Here is a 17,890-nt window from a genome sequence, read left to right as displayed (position 1 = left end):
CAGGATCAACCCACCCCTGCCTTCCGGCCCGGTAGCAGCGATGCCACCAACGTTGCGGCAGCAGTCAATACGACGATCATCGTGACCGCCCATTGATAAGCGTGGGGCGAGGGGTATGTTTCTGCACCCCGGCTCACGCTGTCCAAGGCCAGCACAGTGGTGACCAGCTGCGAACCCACCCCCATGAACAGGGCACGGATCACGCCCAGCATGCCGGTGACTTCGCTGGTCCGTTCGGGCGGGGCCTCAGCGGCGATGATCGTAGGGGCCACCGCAAACAGCATGGTTGTGCCAAAGGAGATGATAATCAACTCAGTTACCACGATGCCTACGCTACTGGTGTCCATTAGCACCATTGCCCAGCCGAAAGTTGTGATCAGTCCGCCCAGCACCATGGCTGTGCGACCGCCACCGCGACCGGTCAACCACCCACTGAACGGACCGGCGAGGACCGACGTGATGTTGGAGGGCAGCTTTACGAGGCCTGCTGCCGTAGCGGTCAGGCCCAGGCCAAGTCCGGTCCAGACCGGAGCCTGGACCAGCAATGAGAAGAACACCGTAATCTGCAGTGTGCCCATCGCCACTAGGACGCTCGCTGCGCAGACCACCGCAATCGAGCGGTTGGAGAGCGTGCGGACATCGATGAGCGGATTGGCACTGGTCAACGCCCGCCGCCACCACCAGATGCACAGCGCGGCTCCGCTGAGAAGCATTGATAGTGCTAGTGGATCGCTCCATCCCCAGGCCTTTCCACCGGTCAAGTAAAGAAGAACCAGCGTGATGCCTGGGGCGAACAGGATGCCCGACCACCAGTCAACCGGCGCGCGAAGCGTGGCCTGTGGCGAGCTAGGAACCAGCAAGCGGATCAGCACCAACGAAAGCAGACAGAAGGCTGCACTGGCGAGGAAAATCCCATGCCAGCTGGCGAAATCGACAATGACGCCGCCAAGGATCAAGCCTGCGGCCGTGCCGATCGAGGCGCCTGAGATCATCAGGCCGATGCCCGTGGGTACCCGTTCGGCTGGGAGGTTTTCCCGCACCAAGCCAATCACTAGCGGCAGTATCGTCGCGGTCACGCCTTGCAAAACCCGTCCCGTGAGCACTAAACCGTATTGTGAACTGGCCGCACTGAGCAGCGACCCAGCAGCGCCAATCGCCAGCACGATAAGCAGCACTTTCTGCCGTCCGTAGATATCCCCCAGCCGTCCGACCACCGCCGAAGCAGCGGCGCCAACGATCAGGAAACCGGTGACAAGCCATCCGACGGAGGCGGCATCACCGAACTCGACCACCAGCACTTTCAGCGCAGCCAGGATCATCGCACTTTCGAAGCTGCTGGTCATTTCGGCGACCCACAAAGCAGCGAGGATCGCCCCGGTGCGGCGTCGCGGATCGATGCTCACGCGGTTTGCGCCCCTTCGGGCATCCCGGCTTCGGCGGCGCGCAGTTCGATCAGGTCAACGCTGACGTCGCGCGGCAGGGCCAGGATCGCGACCAGTGCGCTGGCCATCGATTCGGGCGTGGCGGGCGTACCGCTCATCGCCGCGTGGCCGGTTTCGACGATCTTCCTGAAGAAGGCCTGACGGGTTTCCTCGGACCAGGCCTCGCCCCCCGATCCGCCGGAGACCGAGCCGGAACGCAGCACGCTGACTCGGATCCCGTCGGAACGCAACTCGGCTCGCAGGCCTTCAGACAGGGTCTCGACCGCTGCCTTGGTCGCGGCATAGAGCGCCAGCATGGGGAAGGGCATAGCCACGCTTTCGCTGGAGATCGAGACGATCTGGCCATGGGTCTGACGCAGGTGCGGGATCGCGGCGCGAATCGGCCAGGCAATACCGAGAATATTGACCTCCACGTGCTGGCGGATGATTTCGTCGCTGCCGCTTTCGAAAGCGAACGGGTGATAGATCGCGGCGTTGTTGATCAGCACGTCGATGCCCCCGAAATGCGCGGCAGCGGTTTCGACTGCGGCGGCCACGGCGACGCTGTCAGTCACGTCGCAGGGCAGGGCCAGCACCTTGTCGCCATGTTCGCCGGTCAGCGAATCGAGCTCTGCCGAGGGGCGCGCCAGCGCTGCGACGCGGGCGCCTGCCGCGACCAGCGCGGCGACGAAATGCCGTCCCATGCCCTTCGATGCCCCGGTGACGATGGCGACCTTTCCGGCCAACTGTTCCATTCCCGCTCTCCCATTTCCGGCGACCTTGGCTTTGCCGTCTGAACCGTGCTATTGACGATACGTCAATTTCTTGCGCTGAGGCAAGCAATCGTCGAAAGGGGCGGCGATTGGACGGGATCGGGGATCATTTGCGATGCCAAAGGCAGCCAGCGTGGTGGCAAGCTACAACCATTACGGGCAGAAGATCGGTTCCAAGGGTGAGCGGACCCGCCGCGCGCTGATCGAAGCGACGGTCGATCTGCTGCAAAGCCAGGGGCTGCGCGATGTCTCAGTGGTTGATGTCGCGCGGGTAGCGCGGATATCGCCAGCGACGTTCTACGTCTATTTCCGCGGCGTGCCCGATGTGGTGCTGGCTGCCCTGCAGGACGCTTCGCAAACCAGCGCTGAGTTGGAAGACCTGATCAGTCGGGACTGGCAGGCCCCCGGTGCAAGCGAAGCTGCGGCGCGGTTCGTCGATGCCTATACGCGGCTATGGAATGCGAATGGCACGATCTTTCGGGTCCGCAACCTAGCGGCGGAGGAGGGCGATACCCGGTTTTATCAGGCGCGGATGCAGGCAGCGGGGCCGATGATGGTGGGCATTTCCAATGCAGTGGCCCGTGCCCAGACGGCCGGACGGTTGCCGACCTCGCTTTCGGTTCGGGCCTGTGCGGGGACGATTCTGATGATGCTGGAACGCCTTGCTGCCGTCGGCCCGCTGACTCAGGAAGCCGACGGGCTCAGCTATGCCGCGTTAAAGGACGCGGCGGCGCATACACTGTTGGGAATGGTCGGCGGGTTGGATTAACCGCCTGCCGCTTCGGCAATCATCTGCTGGATGTTGAGTACCCCGGTTGCGAGGCCGCCTGCAAGGCCAGCATCGACTGGCAGGCACACGCCCGAGATGAAGCTGGCCGCGTCGCTGTTCAACAGGATCAGGGGCAGCGCCTGTTCTTCCGGGGTGGAGAAGCGGCCCTTCGCCTTGGCAAAGGCGTTCAGCACAGCATCGCCCGCCACCTTGCGGAAATCGCTCAGCATTGGCGTGTCGATCGGGCTGGGCATGGTGCAGTTGATGCGGATGTCGCGCTCCATCAGCGCGGGTGCGCTTTTCTGGGTCCAGGTGTTTACCGCTTCCTTGGACAGCGCGTAGGGATCGCCGACCCGCTCGGTATTGGCCAGGTACCAGGCCCGGCCCGAGGCGATATCGGCATTACCCATGAATTCGGCGAGCAACGGCTGACGGGCAAGGTAGTTCATGCCGCCCAGAGAGGAAACCGTCACAATCGCGGCGCCTGCGCGGATATGCGGCATCCAGGCATTGGTCCATTCCCGGATGCCCAGGAAGTTGACCGTTACCACGTCTTCGCCCGGAAAGGTCTGTGGCAGGCCCGAGATGTTGAACAACGCGTCAATCTCTCCACCGATGCTGGCGACACCGGCTGCGATAGAGGCGGGGTCCTTCAGGTCGACCGTGGTGAAAGAGGCGAGACCTGCAACTGGCGAAGGCCGGATGTCGGCTCCGTGCACTTCGGCTCCTAGCGCCACCAACGCCCGCGCAGTTGCCTCGCCGGTGCCAGAAAAGCAACCCATCACCACCACCCGCTTGTCGCGGTAACCCAGAATATCTGTGTTCATTGCTCTCTCTCTTCTTCCACCACCATCCTGCTAGCCATTCAACGGAATGCCCACAATCGAAAATTGACAAACCATCAGTTCGGCTTGAGGCTGGTGGACATCTTGGCCAGTCTGATTTTAGAGGCGAACACTTCCTCGGGAAGTCCAAACCGTTAACTTAACCTCGCATTACCCAGCCGCCGTCGACGTTGAGCACCTGGCCCGTTATCCACCGGCCAGCCTCGCTCACCAAAAGCAGCAGCGCGCCGCACAACGCGTCGGGTGTGTCGCGCAATTGGATCGGAGTGCGGCTGGCAATGGCCTGGACAAGTGGGCTGTCTTCGGGCGTTAGCGCGAGGCCGGCGTCAGTCTTGGTCATGCCCGGCCCTATCGCGTTGACGCGGATGTTCTGTTTGCCGAGTTCGGTCGCCAGTGTGGTGGTCGCGCCGTGCAACGCGATCTTGGTTACCCCGTAATACGATTGTGCCGGGTATGCCCCGGCCGAGACCTGGTTGACGATCGCACCGCCGCCCCGTTCGGTCATATAGGGTGCTACTACCTGCGAACAGTTGATCGCGCCCCATACATTCACCGCCATACCCTTGTCGAACCGGGCGCGGTCGGTTTGCATCAGCGGTTTGTCGACGATCTCTATCATCAGTGCGGCGTTATTGACCAGGATGTCGATCCCGCCGAATGCGGCCTCGGCTGCTGCTGCCATCGCCTCGACCGATCCGGTATCGGTGATATCGACCTGCACAGCTATCGCCTTGCCGCCAAAGTCGGCGATCTCGTCCGCCACCTTCTGCGCTCCTTCACCGTTGAGGTCGGCCACGACTACACTGGCCCCCGCGTTGGCCAGTGCGATGGCATAGGCCCGCCCGATCGAATTGCCGCGACCACCCGCGCCAGTGACGATCGCGACCTTGCCGTCGAGACGGAAGCTGTTGAGGTTGAAATCAGCCATGGTCGATTATCCTTGCTTGGGGAAGATCGGCGCGCCGACGCCGATGGTTACAGTCTTGTAGTGCAGGAATTCGTCGATCCCGGCCTTGCCACCTTCCTTACCGAAGCCGGAAATGCCGACTCCGCCGAAGGGTGTATGCGAATTGATCTGAAGCCCTCCGTTGACATAGACACCGCCAGCATTGAGCTGTTCGGCCAGGCGGTGAACCCGCTGGAGGTCGTTCGACTGAATATATGAAGCGAGCCCATATTCGCTGTTATTGGCTATCGCTACTGCTTCGTCCTCGGTATGGAACTTCATGATTGCCACAGCCGGGCCGAATATCTCCACCTGAGCAATTTCGTGGTCTGGATCCACATCGATCATGATCGTCGGCTCGATGAAGTTGCCCCTGGCAAGCTCGCCGCCGGCGCGCTTCCCGCCCAGCAGGAACTTGCAGGCGTTGTCGGCTGCCGCGCGGTCGAACATGCCAGTGATGCGTTCGACAGCGGCGGCGCTGATCACAGGGCCAACCATCACCCCCGGCTCCATCGGGTCGCCAACCTTGAACAGCTTGGTGATCTCGACCATCTTGGCGACGAACTCGTCATAAATGTCGGCGTGGACGATCTGGCGGGTAGGGAGGGCACATCCCTGACCCGCAAGGATGCCGATGGTCCAGAACACGGCACGTTCGGCGGCGGCATCCAAGTCGCAGTCCGGAAACACTAGGCTGGCCGACTTGCCGCCCAGTTCCATCACGCTCGGCTTGATCTGCTCGGCTGCTGCCTCGAGAATCTTGCGCGCCGTGATCGGCCCGCCGGTAAAGCTGATCTTCCGCACCCGCGGATGCCGAACGATTGCCTCGCCCGCTTCGCCGGTTCCAGGCAGGATGGAGAGCACCCCATCGGGAATGCCCGCCTCCTTTGCACACTGGGCAAACAGCTCAGGAGCGAAGGGGGTGATTTCGGCAGGTTTGAGGATGACACAGTTACCAGCGGCCAACGCAGGCGAGACCTTCATCCCGATGCCGATCAGCGGACCGTTCCAGGTGTTGATGACGCCGACAATTCCAATCGGTTCGGGCACCGAGTAGGAGAACTCGCCCCGAGTGTCGAAAGTGCTCATCAGGTCGCCGGTCAACTTATCGCACCAGCCAGCGTAGTACCGCGTCCAGCTGGCCGCGGTTTCAACCCCGCGCTCACCCTGCGTCAGCGGGGTGCCACCATCCAGCGCCGCCATTTCCGCGAACTGTCGCTGATTGTCGATCAGCAGATCGGCCAGCCGGGTCAGGATTCTGCCGCGTTCCTGCGGATCGGTCCGGCGCCACCCTTCGCGGGCGGCTTCGGCCTTGGCTACGGCAGCCTCGACTTCGGCCGGGCCGGCCAGCGGCACTTCGGCCAGGGCTTCGCCGCTGACTGGATGGATGTGGGTGCGGCTACCACCGGATCCGGTGGTCCGCTTTTCGTGGCCGATGTGGAGGTGGACAGTGGGGGTGGTCATCGATTGCTCCTTCAGGAATCCCATTCAAGGTGAAGCGCTTCAAGCGCCTGGACCGACCCGCCGCGGAAGTGCAGCTGCTGCCCCTCCTGCATCCGGAAATGTCCGATTCTCTTCGCCCAGGTTTCATAGAACACGGCCATTTCCAGGCGCGCGAGGTGAATGCCAAGGCAGGTGTGGATGCCGGAACCGAACCCGGCGTGGCGGCAGTGCGGGCGGTCCAGCCGCACTTCGGCGGGACAGCTGGTCAACTTTTCGTCCCAGCCGACCACGTGCAGCGGGACCAGCACCGAATCCCCGGCGTAAACTTTCACCCCGGCAATCTCGGTATCCTGAGTGATGTAGCGGGGGGTGGACACGAAAGTATAGCGGCGCATCAGTTCTTCGACGATGGCGGGAATCGCGGCGTGATCCTCGATCATCCGGGTGCGCAGCGCATCGTCGTTCGCCAGGTGGCGCATCCCGAAGGTGAGGGCGTTTACCACGGTGTCCAGCCCGGCGAGGAACATCAGGAACCCGATCGAGATCAACTCGTCCTGTCCCAGCTTGCGGCCTTCGAAATCGACATGGACCAGCGTGGAGATCAGGTCGTCCTTCGGCTCAAGGCGGCGCGCTTCGATCAGCTGGGTCAGCGTGCCCAGGATCTGCATGGTCAGTTCCAGGCGGCGCTGTTCATCGACTTGCGCATCGAAATATTCGACCACGGTGGCCCGGAAAAAATCGAACTGATCCAGCGGGAAGCCGAACATTTCCATGAAGACCGAAACCGGGAAGCGCGATCCTAGCGCGTCGACGAATTCGCATTCGCCCTTGTCTGCCACAGCGTCGATCAGCCGTTCGGCCCATTCGCGGATCCGCGGTTCCAAGAGCTCGATCGCCTTGCTTTCAAAAAAGGGGCGCAGCAGTTGGCGATAAGGGCGGTGCTCTGGCGGATCGAGCGATTCCGGGATCATCTTCGGCTGGGCCTGGTTGGGCGGGATCGACAGGAACTTGCTGGAAAAACGGTCCGGATGGCGCAGCACCTCGATTGCGGCATCGCTGCTGGTCACGATCCAGTGGCCGCCGTGTGCTGATGTCCAGAACACTGGTGGGGCGTTCTGCTTCAGGTTCCAATAGGCGGCATGGACATCCTCCGCCAGCGCCGGATCGGCGACATAGTCGAACTCGTAGACCGGCTCACGAATCGGCCCGTTAGCAGTTTCTCCCATCGACTCATTCTCCTTGCTTGCGCTTATGTAAACCGTGGTATACTTACTATGTCAATGACTGAATCCGACATCCGCCCCCAGCGCAATGCGGAGCGCACCCGTGCCGCAATCCTTCACGCGGCCCAGCAGGCGTTTTCCACCAAGGGGTACACTGACACCGGCGTTCGCGAGATTACCGCCGCTGCCGGGGTCAATCCGGCGCTGGTCAGCCGCTACTTCGGATCGAAGGAAAAGCTCTACGAAGCGGCCCTGTCGCACCTGCTGGATACCGATCTCGTGTTGCGGATGCCTAAGGAGCGGTTTGGCGAGGCAGTGATTGCGATGTTGCTCGCTTCCGCTCCGCAACAACGCAATCCGTTGCCAATGATGCTGCTGGCGAGCGCCGATCCTGTTGCCCGTGAGATCACCGAGCGGTTGTTGACCAGGCTATTCCTTGAGCCGTTGGCTCGTTGGTTTGGCCCTGATCGCGGTGCCGACAAGGCAGCGTGCTTTGCATTGATGGCCTCGGGTCTGACGCTCTACCGGCAGGTCTACGTCTTGTCGGCACTGAAGGAAGGCCTGTCATCCGAGAGCTGTGCATGGCTGGCGCGGGCCTTCCAATCGTTGATCGATTGATAAAGAGTTATTGCACTAAGTGAGATATGTCGGCACAATCAGGGCATGGGATGCTTCGTAGGAAAAACCGCGCTGGTCACAGGCGGGTCGAGGGGAATAGGCGCTGCCATCGTGCGGCGGCTGGCTGCTGAGGGGGCGGAGGTTGCCTTCGCTTATCGCGGCGCGACGGAGGCCGCCTACTCGCTGGAGGCCGAAGTGGCCGCTGCTGGCGGCAAGGCAATTGCGATTCAGGCCGACGTTTCCGATCTTGCTGGGATCGTCACGCTGTTTGACGCCTGCGACTCGGGGTTCGGGTCGGCCCCCAATCTCGATATCTTGGTCAACAACGCCGGGATCGGCAGCGATGGACAGGACGCCAGCCTCAAGAGTGGATCGGCGGAACTGTTCGACCGGATGATGGCAGTCAATGCACGCGGTCCGTATTTAGTCACCCAAGCGGCGTTGCCGCGGCTTCGCGATCACGGTCGCGTGGTCAACATCGGCTCGATTTCGGGCAAGGTGGCTCAACCGTTTGCAGCCGGATACGCGATGACCAAGCGGGCACTGCAGAGCCTGACCTTTTCAACTGCGACCGAAGTGGCGAAGCGCGGGATCACCTGTAATCTCATCGCGCCCGGTGCAGTGGCGACCGATTTCATCTCCAAGCTGCGCGAACGGCCCGGTTTTGATGAAGGCAATGCCCGGGCTACTCCGATGGGCCGGATGGGCCAGCCAGACGATATCGCGGGGGCGGTGCTAATGCTGTGCCGTGAGGAAGCCTGCTGGGTCACGGGTAACGTGATAGAGGTGGCCGGAGGCTTGGCGATCTGATGTCGCTGATTACCGCCAAGCTGCGCGCGATCATGTCGCTCGATCCGGCGCGGCCTGAGATAGATTTTGAAGGGCGCGACTTTACGTGGGGCGATCTGGCGCGGGTGGTGCAGGAGATCGAGGAACTGCTCAATGCACTGGGCTTGCCTCCCAATGCTCGCGTCGGTGTGATGCTGCGCAACCGGCCCGGACATGTCGCCGCAATCCTAGCGGTCCTGTCAGGTGACCGCTGCCTCGTTTCGATCAATCCGATCCTGCCCGACGATAAGCTATTTGCTGACCTTGCTGACCTAAGCCTGCCGGTGGTGATCACGGACGAGGACGACGCGAAACGACCCGGTCTCGCCGATTGTCTCGCCGTTACCGGCACCGCGCTGATTGCTATCGATTCACAGATGGGAGGGGTCCGGCAGGCTATTCCCGCCGCCGCAAGCGGCACTGATGTTGCTACCTCACCGGGGGTGGCGATCGAAATGTTGACCAGCGGCACCACCGGCGCGCCCAAGCGTGTTCCGCTGACACGAACCGCGTTCGAGGCTAGTTTTTCGGGTTTTACGAAGTATGAGCGCGGGCGCGAGTTTACCGATCTGCCGCAGCTGCGTTCAGGGGTGAGCATGGTCAACAACCCCCTGACCCACATCGGCGGGATCTACGGGTGCATCGGCGCGCTGATGGCGGGCCGTAAGATATGTCTGCTGGAAAAGTTCACGGTTGAAGGCTGGGTCGCGGCTATACGACGCAACCGACCAAAAGTAGCGGGTGCAGTGCCTTCGGGGCTCAGGATGCTGCTGGAGGCCGATGTCGATCCGGAGGACCTTTCCAGCCTCACCGCCCTTATCAGCGGTACGGCCCCGATCACCCCCGAACTGGTCGAAGCGGTTCTGGAGCGATACGGTATTCCGGTTCTAGCCAACTATGGAGCGACCGAATTCGCGGGCGCGATTGCAGGTTGGTCGCTGGACGATTTCAAGGCGCATTGGCAAGCCAAGCGCGGTGCGGCCGGAAAGGTTCATGCCAATGTTGCGGCGCGGGTCGTTAATCCCGAGACGGGCGCGGATCTCCCGCATGGCACAGAGGGCCTGCTTGAGCTCAGGGGTGACCAGCTCGGCCCCGCGCACCGGATCGAAGGTGGGGCGTGGCTGCGCACCACAGACCGAGCCGTTCTCGACGCCGATGGCTTCCTGTTTATCAAGGGGCGGGCCGACAACGCCATCATTCGTGGCGGATTCAAGGTCCATCCCGACGACGTGGTCAAGGCTCTACACCAGCATTCGTCAGTGCGTGAAGCCGCTGTGATCGGCGTGCCGGACGAGCGGCTTGGCGCGGTGCCTGCGGCGGCTGTGATTCTGAAGGACGGGGCCGAGGTGCCCGATCTCGACGATTTCAAGGCGTTCTTGAAGGCGCGGCTTATCCCCTATCAGGTTCCAGTCCACTTCCGCTTCGTCGCGGATTTCCCGCGCACCCCATCGATGAAGCCATCGGCCCCCGGCTTGCGGGCGCTGTTCGAGGAGCAGGCGGCATGAGCGAATTTGCGGGCAGGCGCGTGATCGTGACCGGCGCCGGGCGCGGGCTGGGGCGCGGCATTGCCGAGGCTTTTGCAGCAGCAGGCGCGAAAGTGATGATCGGCGCGCGGACGATGTCCTATGCCGAAGAAGCGCTGGCCGCGATCCTGGATGCGGGCGGCATCGCCGAAGTGTTCCAGCTGGATGTGAAGGACCATGCGCAGTGCGACGCGCTGGTCGCGGCGACCGTGGCGGAGTTTGGCGGGGTGGACGTTATCGTCCACTGTGCGGCGGATATTCCCCACGGCGGGCTGGGCCATGTCAGCGACGATGCAATGGAAGCCGGGTTCGCCAGCATTGCCAAGGCAGCCTGGTGGCTGCTTCAGGCAGGGCGTTCGCATCTGGCGAAGGCGCCGGGCGGCGGGCGGTTCATTGCGATCGGATCGGTCAACGGGACGTTCTCGGTCGTGCCGAACATGACCGCTTACGGCATGGCCAAGGCCGCGCTCGATGCGTTCGTGCGCGGCGCGGCCTGCGATGTGGTGGGCGAGGGGATCACGGTCAACGCGGTCAATCCCGGCCTAGTCGCCAGCGCACGGGCGCGGGCCGTGCTGGGCGATGACGGGCTGGAGGCATACGGCGCGACTGTGCCGGTGGGCCGCGCGGGGACCCCGGCGGACATTGCGAGGGCCTGCCTTTTCCTGGCCTCACCGGCGGCGGATTACATCACCGGCACCACGATCAAGCTGGACGGCGGATCTACCATCGCGCCCGCCCGTGGCCGCAATGAACTGCTCCAGCAGCGGCTTAAGGCGCAGCAGGAGCATTAGGGCATGGACCTTGGCATCGCGGGCAAAGTGGCGCTGGTAACCGGCGGTTCGCAAGGGATTGGCCTTGGATGCGCGCAGCGCTTTGCGGCAGAGGGCTGCAAGGTGATGATCGCGGCGCGCACCCAGACGAACATCGATCTGGCCGTGGCCGGAATCGGCCATGGCTGCGTTGGCGTTTCGGCCGATTGCACCACGCAGGACGGGATCGCCCGCGCGGTGCAGGCCTGCGTCGATGCCTTTGGCGCTGCGCCGGATATCGCCATCTTCAACGTCGATTCCGGCCCCAAGGGCGCGTTTCTGGACGTGGATGACGAGACATTCGCGGCGGCGAATACCAACAACATCATGGCGTTCCGCTGGCTGGTGCAGGCAGTGTTTCCGCACATGCGCGTTGCGGGCTGGGGCCGCATCCTGACCATCGGCACCAATTCGGTGAAGCAGCCGCACCGCAAGCTGCCGCGCGCCGCGCAGAACACTTATCGCGTCGGCGCACTGGCGCTGTCAAAGACGCTGTCGGCAGAGCTTGGCCCATACGGGATCACAGTCAACACGCTGGGCACCGGAGCCATCGCCACTCCGCAGTTTCGGCAGGTGTTTACGAAAATCGCGGCTGACAACGGCCAGTCTTACAACCAGCACATCGCCGAGCGCGTAGCCGAATGGCCCGTGCAGCGGATGGGCACGCCAGAGGACATGGCCGATGCGGCTGCATTCCTGTGTTCGGCCCGCGCCGGTTACATCACCGGACAAGTGCTGGTGGTGGACGGCGGTAATATTGAATCACTGCAATGAACCTGAACAGGAGCAACCTATGAAGATTGACAACACCACCGCCGCTGTTGTGACGGGCGGGGCATCCGGCCTAGGCCGCGCGAGCGCCGAAGCGCTGGCTGCGCACGGCGTGAAAGTCGCCATTTTTGACGTCAATGAGGAAGGCGGCGAAGAAGTCGCCAAGGCGATTGGCGGCGTGTTCTGCAAGGTCGACATCACGTCCGAGGAAAGCGTCGCCGCCGGGTATGAAAAGGCCCGCGCCGCCCATGGCCAGGAACGGATCGTGGTGCACTGCGCCGTGGTCACCGGCGGCGGCAAGACCATCTCGTTCGACAAGACCACTGGCAGTTACAAGCGCAACCCGACTGAGATGATCGAGCGTTCGGCCGAAGGCATCTTCACCGCGTCGTATCGCATCGCCAGCCACGCGGCGCTGGGTATGGCCAATGTCGATCCACTGAACGAGGACGGCGAACGCGGCTGCATCATCATGACGTCGTCGGCGGCATCGCAGGACGGCCAGGTCGGCCAGGTCGCCTATGGTGGCGGCAAGGGTGCCGTAAATGCGATGGTCCTGCCGATGGCCCGCGACTTGATGGACGTCGGTATCCGGGTCAACGCGATCCTGCCGGGCATATTTGCTACTCCACCAATGCTCGGCGTGAAGGATAAGGCTCCAGCGATCTTTGCCGGACTGGAAGCGTCGGTGCCGTTCCCTAAACGCCTCGGCAACCCGGCCGAATTCGGAAGTCTGGTGGTGGAGCTTGCGCGCAACACCTATTTCAACGGCCAATGCATTCGCCTCGACGGCGCAATCCGCATGCCGCCGAAATAACATGAGCACCCAAAATCCCCCACAGCAGTTCGCGTTTGCTCGCCAGAGCGCGGGGCATGCGCCGTTGCGTCGGCCCGGCTCGATCCGACGCACAACCTCTATCGATTCGGATTGGCCGGAAGGCTTTGGCGAACCCTGGGACATGGTGGGGCGCGCCCGCGATCTGCTCACGCCGGTCGACGGGGGCGAGCCCCAAGTGCTGGCAACAGGCGGCTTCCAGATCACCTGTTCGCCACTGCGAGAGATCCTGAAGGTTGCCGTGGCCCCTGATCACCCAGCTGCCGGGCAGCTGGTCGGGGTGAGAGCAGGGGGTGCTAGCCGCCATGCTCTTGCATCCATCATGGGAGATATCCAGGGCACTCCGACCTTCCAGCTGCTGGATGACTATGCTGGTGCCAGCCTGGTGGCGGGTTGGATATGGTCCCAATGGCGCAGTGACTGGGCTACCGGTCCACAACGCGCAACGCAGAAGTCGACCGCTGGCCGCAATGGCCGGATGGACGACATCTGCACCGGGTTTGCCGTTGGTTCGAGCGCGTTCAAGTCCGATGGATCTCCGGACAACACCAATCAGTCCTTTACCGAAGTCGGACCTCTGGAAAATCCCGACGACCCGATCGGCTGGCATCCCATGCCGTTCCAACAGGGGCCACAGAAGCGGCGCGCCCGGAGGATCGACCTCTGGCGGGCCGAGGGTGTGATAATGGTCGATGCCGGGTTTCAGGACAGCGGGAGCAATCCGGCAGGGGGGCGGACGGCAATTCACGAATATCGCGTCCATGCCGAGATCGATGCAGAGAGCGGAGTCCTCCTCGCTTTGCAGGCACTGCCACTGATTCTGCCGTTTCGTGAATGTCCAGGAGCTTCGGTCAAGGCGACCCGTCTGATCGGCAAGCCGGTAGCCGAGTTCCGCCCGCTGGTGCTAGAAACTCTACCTTCAACAATGGGTTGCACCCACCTCAACGATGTTCTGCGTGCGCTTGCCGACATACCGAGCTTGGCCCGATTGTTACCATAAGGGCACAACTGACGAACAACTACAATTGAAGCTTGTTCACCTAAGTGCACCTAGTTATATATGTATGACTTGAGCGTTAATCGACGCCTTTTTGGGGAGAGCCTGAGATGTCCTGTTCGCGTGCTACATATCCTGTGCGTCTGCTCGGTGGAGTTGCAACCGCTGCTATCGCGTTTTCGAGCCAGGGAGCCATGGCCCAAACCGCCGCAAACCCCAACGAGGGCCTTGCTGAGATTATCGTCACGGCTCGCAAGGTTGAAGAAAACCTGCAAGAAGTGCCGGTATCCGTTACCGTGCTGTCGGGCGAGGCACTGGAGGCGCGCTCCGTCTTGAAGCTGGAGGATCTCGGCCGGTTTGCGCCTGGGATGACGACCCGCCCAGGTTCATCGACGCCTAGTGCGCTGACTATCACTTTGCGCGGGCAGGTTCAGTCCGACATTCTGGTCACCTTGGATCCGTCGGTCGGCACTTACGTTGATGGGGTCTACTGGGCGCGCGCATACGGGCTTAATGCCGATCTCCTCGACATTCAGGCGGTGCAGGTGCTTAAGGGGCCGCAGGGCACGCTGTTTGGGCGCAACACCACAGGCGGCGCGTTGCTGATCAATTCCAACAATCCCGATCTTTACGATTTTGGTGGGCGACTGTCGCTGACGTACGGCCGTTTCGATGAAATTCAGGCCACTGGCGTGTTGAACGTTCCGATCGTTGAAGGAAAAGTCGCGCTGCGCGTAGCGGGACAGCGTTCCAAGCGTGACGGCTACGTCACCAATGACGTCGCCCCAGGGGTTGTCTCAGCTGTTGACGCCAACAATCCTGCTGTTGCCCGCGCACCGTTCGTCGGCACGCCTAATGGCGTAAAGTTGAACAATCGCGATCGGTGGAACTTCCGCGGCAAGCTTGACATAAAACCGACGGAAAATCTGACTTTGCGGTTCTCGGGTGAATACTTTGAGATGGATGAGCTGGCGCCTGCTCGCCAGATTCGCCTGCTAACGACGCCGTTCACGGCATCCAACCCAACGTTCAACATTGGCGGTACCGCAGCGCTCTTCGTAGGTGTCATCAATGGAGGCCCGCCGCCAACTACCCCGGCGAATGCCGGGGCCAATATCGGCATCGGTCTTGGTCTGGTTAATCCGATCATTGCTGACCTTGATGCTAATCCCAATAAGGCATCACTAAACGAAGTCCCATATGTGTTCGCCCAGACTGAAACCTATGGCTTCACCGGTATCCTGGACACAAGTTTCGGCCAAATGCAGTTGATCACCAGCTACCGCACCATCGATACTTTTGCGGGACTAGATCTGGACGGATCCCCGTTTCCGATCCATTTCACCGAAGGTCAGCAGAAAATAGACCAATACTCCGGTGAATTCCAAGTTACTGGGAAGGCTTTTCAAGACAATCTAGATTTTGCTGTCGGTGCTTTTGTTTTTAATGAATCCGGGTTTGATCAATCGATTTCGATTGTGGCTCCGGCAATCAACCCCGTGACTTCGCATTTTTGGGCAAAAGTCAACAATGACAGTATAGGTGTCTACGGCCAGGGAACTTGGCACTTCACTGACAAATTGTCGTTCACTGGGGGTCTGCGTTACTCAGTCGACGACAAGGGAATTGAAAGCCGGAACAACAACTTTAACAGGGCTACAAGTACCACAACCTGCTCACTGTTCGCAGCCCCCGCTATTTCAGGCCCAGAGATTGTTGGCCGCCCCGAATGCGCAGTTTCGCGACGCGATAGTTTCGGGGGCTGGTCTTATCTGGCGGGTCTGGAATATCGCCCGACCGAAGACGTCATGCTGTATCTGAAGACGACCAAAGGCTTTCGCTCCGGAGGCCAAAACCTGCGCGCACCGAGTTCGGCGTTCCTGATCCCCTTCCAGCCGGAAGTCGCCTTTTCCTATGAGGCTGGTTTGAAGAGTGAGTTCTTTGATCGGCGCGTGCGCTTGAACCTTTCTGCCTATCATACCGATGTAAAAAACATCCAGCGCTCAACCCTGATCGCGCAACCAGGTAGCAATGCTGGCGCTTCGGCAACTGTGCTGGGTAACGCCCAAAAGGCCCGGTTCCGCGGCGTCGAGGCCGAATTACAGGCTATTCTCTTCGACGGTTTCACCTTGTCGTTGAATGGAGCAATCGTGAAGCCGAAGTATATCGAATTTTTTGACCTTTCGGGCGACCGCTCGTTCGAGAATTTCGATGGTGTGGCTGAGAACCAATTCGGTGTCGCCGGAGATTATGTGGCAGATATTGGCAATGCCACGCTGAAGCTCCATGCCGACTATAACTGGACTGATGATACGTTTAACGGAACTTTTAATTTCCCGCAGAATGCCGCGACTGTACCGCCAGGATCAACAGCCGTGCCAGGTGCGGTCAACACACAGAATGACGCGATCCTTGACGCGACTACGCGCCCGTCCGGGGGGTTCCTCAATGCCCGTATTGCGCTTGGGTTTAATGAAGATTCCTATGAAATTGCCTTGTTTGGACGCAATCTGACTAACAATCGCCAGCACAATTCCCCGCTGTTGGTCGCTCCGGTTGGCTATGTTCAGAGCTCACGAAACGAACCGGCGACATATGGTGTGACTGCGACAGTCCGGTTCTAAATGTGACGCCTTGGCGCCAGACGATAATATCACGGGGGGGGGCGAAGGGTTGCTTTCGTCCCCCTTCTTTTTCCCATAGGACTGGCTGCTCGATGAACACGGTTTCCCCGCTGCGCCGTAACACCACCTTCGGCTTGCTCTTGCTGGTTGCGATCGTGAGTTATGTCGACCGGCAGATATTCACCCTGTTCCAGGATGACATCAAGGCTGAACTGGGCCTGTCGGACGGGCAGCTTGGCTTGCTGACTGGGATGTCATTTGCGTTGTTTTACGCGCTCGCCGCCTTCCCGATTGCCCGCTATGCCGACCACGGTGACCGGCGGCTGACAATTGCCCTGTGTGTAATTGTGTGGAGCGCCGCCACGGCTCTGTGCGGAATGGCGCAGAACTTCTGGCAGCTTATTCTTGCCCGGATTGGCCTGGCTGCAGGGGAAGCGGGGGCGGGGCCAGCCGGCATTTCGCTGCTGACCGAAATATTCCCGCTCAAGCGCCGTAATATGATCATCGGCGGAATGCTGGCAGCCAATGCCGTCGGGTTGTCAGGCGGCTTGGCACTCGGCGGCTGGCTGTCGCAATTCTACGATTGGAGGACGGTGTTCCTCATCTTGGGGCTGCCGGGTATTGGGCTGGGGCTGGTAGTCTGGATGGTCGCGGCGGAACCGCGCCGGGGCAAGAACGGCATTGCCGCCCCGCCGCAGGTTCCATTGGGCGAGGTGTTCCGAACCATCGCCGCCAGCACCTCGCTGCGTTGGGTTGGACTGATGCTATCGATGGTTCCGCTGACCGGCTTTGCCTTCATTCTGTGGGGTGCTTCGTTTTTCCAGCGAGTTCACGGGATGAGCAAGGCCGAGACGGGGTTCTGGCTTGGCGGCGCGATGGCGGTTGGACTGGTGATGGGCAATCTCCTCGCCGGATGGGTTGCAGACCGTTATGGAAAGGCCAATCTCCGATTCAATGGCTGGTTCGCCGGACTCGGACTTGTCGCGTCATTTCCTTTCGGGGTCGGCTTTGCCCTGTCGCCCGATCCCTATGTTGCGCTGGCATGTTTCGTAGTGGTCAAGTTCATGATGACCCTGCATCTCGGACCAATCATGACGCTGTGTTACGCACAGGTTCCCGTAGCGATGCGAGCCATGATGGCTGCAATGATCGGCATGGTTATCGGCCTCGCTGGGGTAGGGGTCGGAGGCACGGTGGCGGGGTTCGTCAGCCAGGCTTTCAGCGCCACTTATGGCGACAAGTCGCTCCAGCCTTCGCTGGCGGTCATTTCCTGCTGCCTGCTGGTGGGTGGGGTAGCTGCCATTATGGCCGGCCGTACCGTTCGCCCGCTACCTGATCAGTCCTGATCTGAACGACTGACCGGCTGACGCCTGTCGTCTAATAGCGAGTTGGATTGCAATTGCCTTTTGTTGGCGGCGGCCATCGCGCGATGGATCCGCTTCCCGTTTCCGGGTTTTGCGCGGAC

At 61.3% G+C, this 17,890-nt stretch carries 16 protein-coding genes; 10 read left to right on the top strand and 6 right to left on the bottom strand.

Features of this window, described 5'->3' with window-relative positions; translation table 11 throughout:
• Positions 1-5: 5 nt before the first annotated feature.
• Positions 6-1,403 carry an MFS transporter gene (locus tag ACSSV3_RS02350; RefSeq protein ID WP_354325707.1) on the bottom strand — a complete coding sequence of 466 codons (1,398 nt, stop codon included), beginning with the start codon at positions 1,401-1,403 and terminating at the stop codon, positions 6-8.
• Positions 1,400-2,176, bottom strand: coding sequence for an SDR family oxidoreductase (locus tag ACSSV3_RS02345; protein WP_354325706.1), 777 nt, complete (start codon positions 2,174-2,176; stop codon positions 1,400-1,402). Before ACSSV3_RS02345 ends, ACSSV3_RS02350 begins: the two co-directional genes overlap by 4 nt.
• A gap of 133 nt (positions 2,177-2,309) precedes the next feature.
• Here ACSSV3_RS02345 and ACSSV3_RS02340 point away from each other — a divergent pair, with 133 nt between their 5' ends.
• Entirely contained in the window at positions 2,310-2,963 is a 654-nt protein-coding gene (locus ACSSV3_RS02340; RefSeq protein WP_354325705.1) for a TetR family transcriptional regulator, read from the top strand.
• On the opposite strand, the gene ACSSV3_RS02335 is transcribed toward ACSSV3_RS02340, so the two are convergent.
• The 4 genes from ACSSV3_RS02335 to ACSSV3_RS02320 form a co-directional block, all read right to left on the bottom strand.
• A complete protein-coding gene (locus ACSSV3_RS02335) occupies positions 2,960-3,790 on the bottom strand; it encodes a coniferyl-alcohol dehydrogenase (RefSeq protein ID WP_354325703.1) in 831 nt (276 codons plus the stop codon). The two genes, ACSSV3_RS02340 and ACSSV3_RS02335, sit on opposite strands and share 4 nt — an antisense overlap.
• Before the next feature lie 157 nt (positions 3,791-3,947).
• Positions 3,948-4,736 carry an SDR family oxidoreductase gene (locus tag ACSSV3_RS02330; protein WP_354325701.1) on the bottom strand — a complete coding sequence of 263 codons (789 nt, stop codon included), beginning with the start codon at positions 4,734-4,736 and terminating at the stop codon, positions 3,948-3,950.
• A gap of 6 nt (positions 4,737-4,742) precedes the next feature.
• On the bottom strand, positions 4,743-6,218 hold the full coding sequence (locus ACSSV3_RS02325; RefSeq protein WP_354325700.1) for an aldehyde dehydrogenase family protein: 1,476 nt from the start codon (positions 6,216-6,218) through the stop codon (positions 4,743-4,745).
• 11 nt (positions 6,219-6,229) lie between these two features.
• Positions 6,230-7,423 carry a cytochrome P450 gene (locus ACSSV3_RS02320; RefSeq protein WP_354325698.1) on the bottom strand — a complete coding sequence of 398 codons (1,194 nt, stop codon included), beginning with the start codon at positions 7,421-7,423 and terminating at the stop codon, positions 6,230-6,232.
• 54 nt (positions 7,424-7,477) lie between these two features.
• Here ACSSV3_RS02320 and ACSSV3_RS02315 point away from each other — a divergent pair, with 54 nt between their 5' ends.
• The 9 genes from ACSSV3_RS02315 to ACSSV3_RS02275 all read left to right on the top strand — a co-directional run bounded on the left by ACSSV3_RS02315 (position 7,478) and on the right by ACSSV3_RS02275 (position 17,771).
• Positions 7,478-8,038 carry a TetR/AcrR family transcriptional regulator gene (locus tag ACSSV3_RS02315; protein ID WP_354325696.1) on the top strand — a complete coding sequence of 187 codons (561 nt, stop codon included), beginning with the start codon at positions 7,478-7,480 and terminating at the stop codon, positions 8,036-8,038.
• Between the two features lie 45 nt (positions 8,039-8,083).
• Positions 8,084-8,848 carry an SDR family NAD(P)-dependent oxidoreductase gene (locus ACSSV3_RS02310; protein ID WP_354325694.1) on the top strand — a complete coding sequence of 255 codons (765 nt, stop codon included), beginning with the start codon at positions 8,084-8,086 and terminating at the stop codon, positions 8,846-8,848.
• On the top strand, positions 8,848-10,371 hold the full coding sequence (locus tag ACSSV3_RS02305; protein ID WP_354325692.1) for a class I adenylate-forming enzyme family protein: 1,524 nt from the start codon (positions 8,848-8,850) through the stop codon (positions 10,369-10,371). The genes ACSSV3_RS02310 and ACSSV3_RS02305 overlap by 1 nt, the downstream gene beginning before the upstream one ends.
• The gene (locus ACSSV3_RS02300) at positions 10,368-11,180 is read left to right on the top strand and encodes an SDR family NAD(P)-dependent oxidoreductase (protein WP_354325691.1); all 813 of its coding nucleotides are present in this window, start codon (positions 10,368-10,370) and stop codon (positions 11,178-11,180) included. Before ACSSV3_RS02305 ends, ACSSV3_RS02300 begins: the two co-directional genes overlap by 4 nt.
• Before the next feature lie 3 nt (positions 11,181-11,183).
• Positions 11,184-11,972 (top strand): SDR family oxidoreductase, encoded by a 789-nt coding sequence (locus ACSSV3_RS02295; protein WP_354325689.1) that lies wholly within the window; start codon positions 11,184-11,186, stop codon positions 11,970-11,972.
• A 19-nt stretch (positions 11,973-11,991) separates the two neighbouring features.
• Positions 11,992-12,786, top strand: coding sequence for an SDR family oxidoreductase (locus tag ACSSV3_RS02290; protein WP_354325687.1), 795 nt, complete (start codon positions 11,992-11,994; stop codon positions 12,784-12,786).
• A 1-nt stretch (position 12,787) separates the two neighbouring features.
• Positions 12,788-13,804: a DUF2889 domain-containing protein gene (locus ACSSV3_RS02285; RefSeq protein ID WP_354325686.1), complete on the top strand. Its 1,017-nt coding sequence runs from the start codon at positions 12,788-12,790 to the stop codon at positions 13,802-13,804.
• Between the two features lie 191 nt (positions 13,805-13,995).
• Positions 13,996-16,425, top strand: coding sequence for a TonB-dependent receptor (locus ACSSV3_RS02280; RefSeq protein ID WP_354325685.1), 2,430 nt, complete (start codon positions 13,996-13,998; stop codon positions 16,423-16,425).
• Positions 16,426-16,517: 92 nt separating this feature from the next.
• Positions 16,518-17,771, top strand: a complete 1,254-nt coding sequence (locus tag ACSSV3_RS02275) for an MFS transporter (RefSeq protein ID WP_354325683.1) — start codon at positions 16,518-16,520, stop codon at positions 17,769-17,771.
• The last annotated feature ends 119 nt before the right edge of the window (positions 17,772-17,890 follow it).

This window comes from Porphyrobacter sp. MBR-49 (assembly GCF_053628655.1).
The sequence above is the reverse complement of the archived record's forward strand: the minus strand, read 5'-3'. Positions and strand labels throughout refer to the sequence as shown.

What these genes read in the sequence shown, in the direction of transcription:
- ACSSV3_RS02280 (WP_354325685.1), top strand. Translation starts at nt 13,996, where the DNA reads ATGGCCCAAACCGCCGCAAACCCCAACGAGGGCCTTGCTGAGATTATC.
- ACSSV3_RS02330 (WP_354325701.1), bottom strand. Translation starts at nt 4,736, where the DNA reads ATGGCTGATTTCAACCTCAACAGCTTCCGTCTCGACGGCAAGGTCGCG.
- ACSSV3_RS02290 (WP_354325687.1), top strand. Translation starts at nt 11,992, where the DNA reads ATGAAGATTGACAACACCACCGCCGCTGTTGTGACGGGCGGGGCATCC.
- ACSSV3_RS02335 (WP_354325703.1), bottom strand. Translation starts at nt 3,790, where the DNA reads ATGAACACAGATATTCTGGGTTACCGCGACAAGCGGGTGGTGGTGATG.
- ACSSV3_RS02285 (WP_354325686.1), top strand. Translation starts at nt 12,788, where the DNA reads ATGAGCACCCAAAATCCCCCACAGCAGTTCGCGTTTGCTCGCCAGAGC.
- ACSSV3_RS02300 (WP_354325691.1), top strand. Translation starts at nt 10,368, where the DNA reads ATGAGCGAATTTGCGGGCAGGCGCGTGATCGTGACCGGCGCCGGGCGC.
- ACSSV3_RS02295 (WP_354325689.1), top strand. Translation starts at nt 11,184, where the DNA reads ATGGACCTTGGCATCGCGGGCAAAGTGGCGCTGGTAACCGGCGGTTCG.
- ACSSV3_RS02315 (WP_354325696.1), top strand. Translation starts at nt 7,478, where the DNA reads ATGACTGAATCCGACATCCGCCCCCAGCGCAATGCGGAGCGCACCCGT.
- ACSSV3_RS02345 (WP_354325706.1), bottom strand. Translation starts at nt 2,176, where the DNA reads ATGGAACAGTTGGCCGGAAAGGTCGCCATCGTCACCGGGGCATCGAAG.
- ACSSV3_RS02320 (WP_354325698.1), bottom strand. Translation starts at nt 7,423, where the DNA reads ATGGGAGAAACTGCTAACGGGCCGATTCGTGAGCCGGTCTACGAGTTC.
- ACSSV3_RS02275 (WP_354325683.1), top strand. Translation starts at nt 16,518, where the DNA reads ATGAACACGGTTTCCCCGCTGCGCCGTAACACCACCTTCGGCTTGCTC.
- ACSSV3_RS02340 (WP_354325705.1), top strand. Translation starts at nt 2,310, where the DNA reads ATGCCAAAGGCAGCCAGCGTGGTGGCAAGCTACAACCATTACGGGCAG.
- ACSSV3_RS02305 (WP_354325692.1), top strand. Translation starts at nt 8,848, where the DNA reads ATGTCGCTGATTACCGCCAAGCTGCGCGCGATCATGTCGCTCGATCCG.
- ACSSV3_RS02310 (WP_354325694.1), top strand. Translation starts at nt 8,084, where the DNA reads ATGGGATGCTTCGTAGGAAAAACCGCGCTGGTCACAGGCGGGTCGAGG.
- ACSSV3_RS02325 (WP_354325700.1), bottom strand. Translation starts at nt 6,218, where the DNA reads ATGACCACCCCCACTGTCCACCTCCACATCGGCCACGAAAAGCGGACC.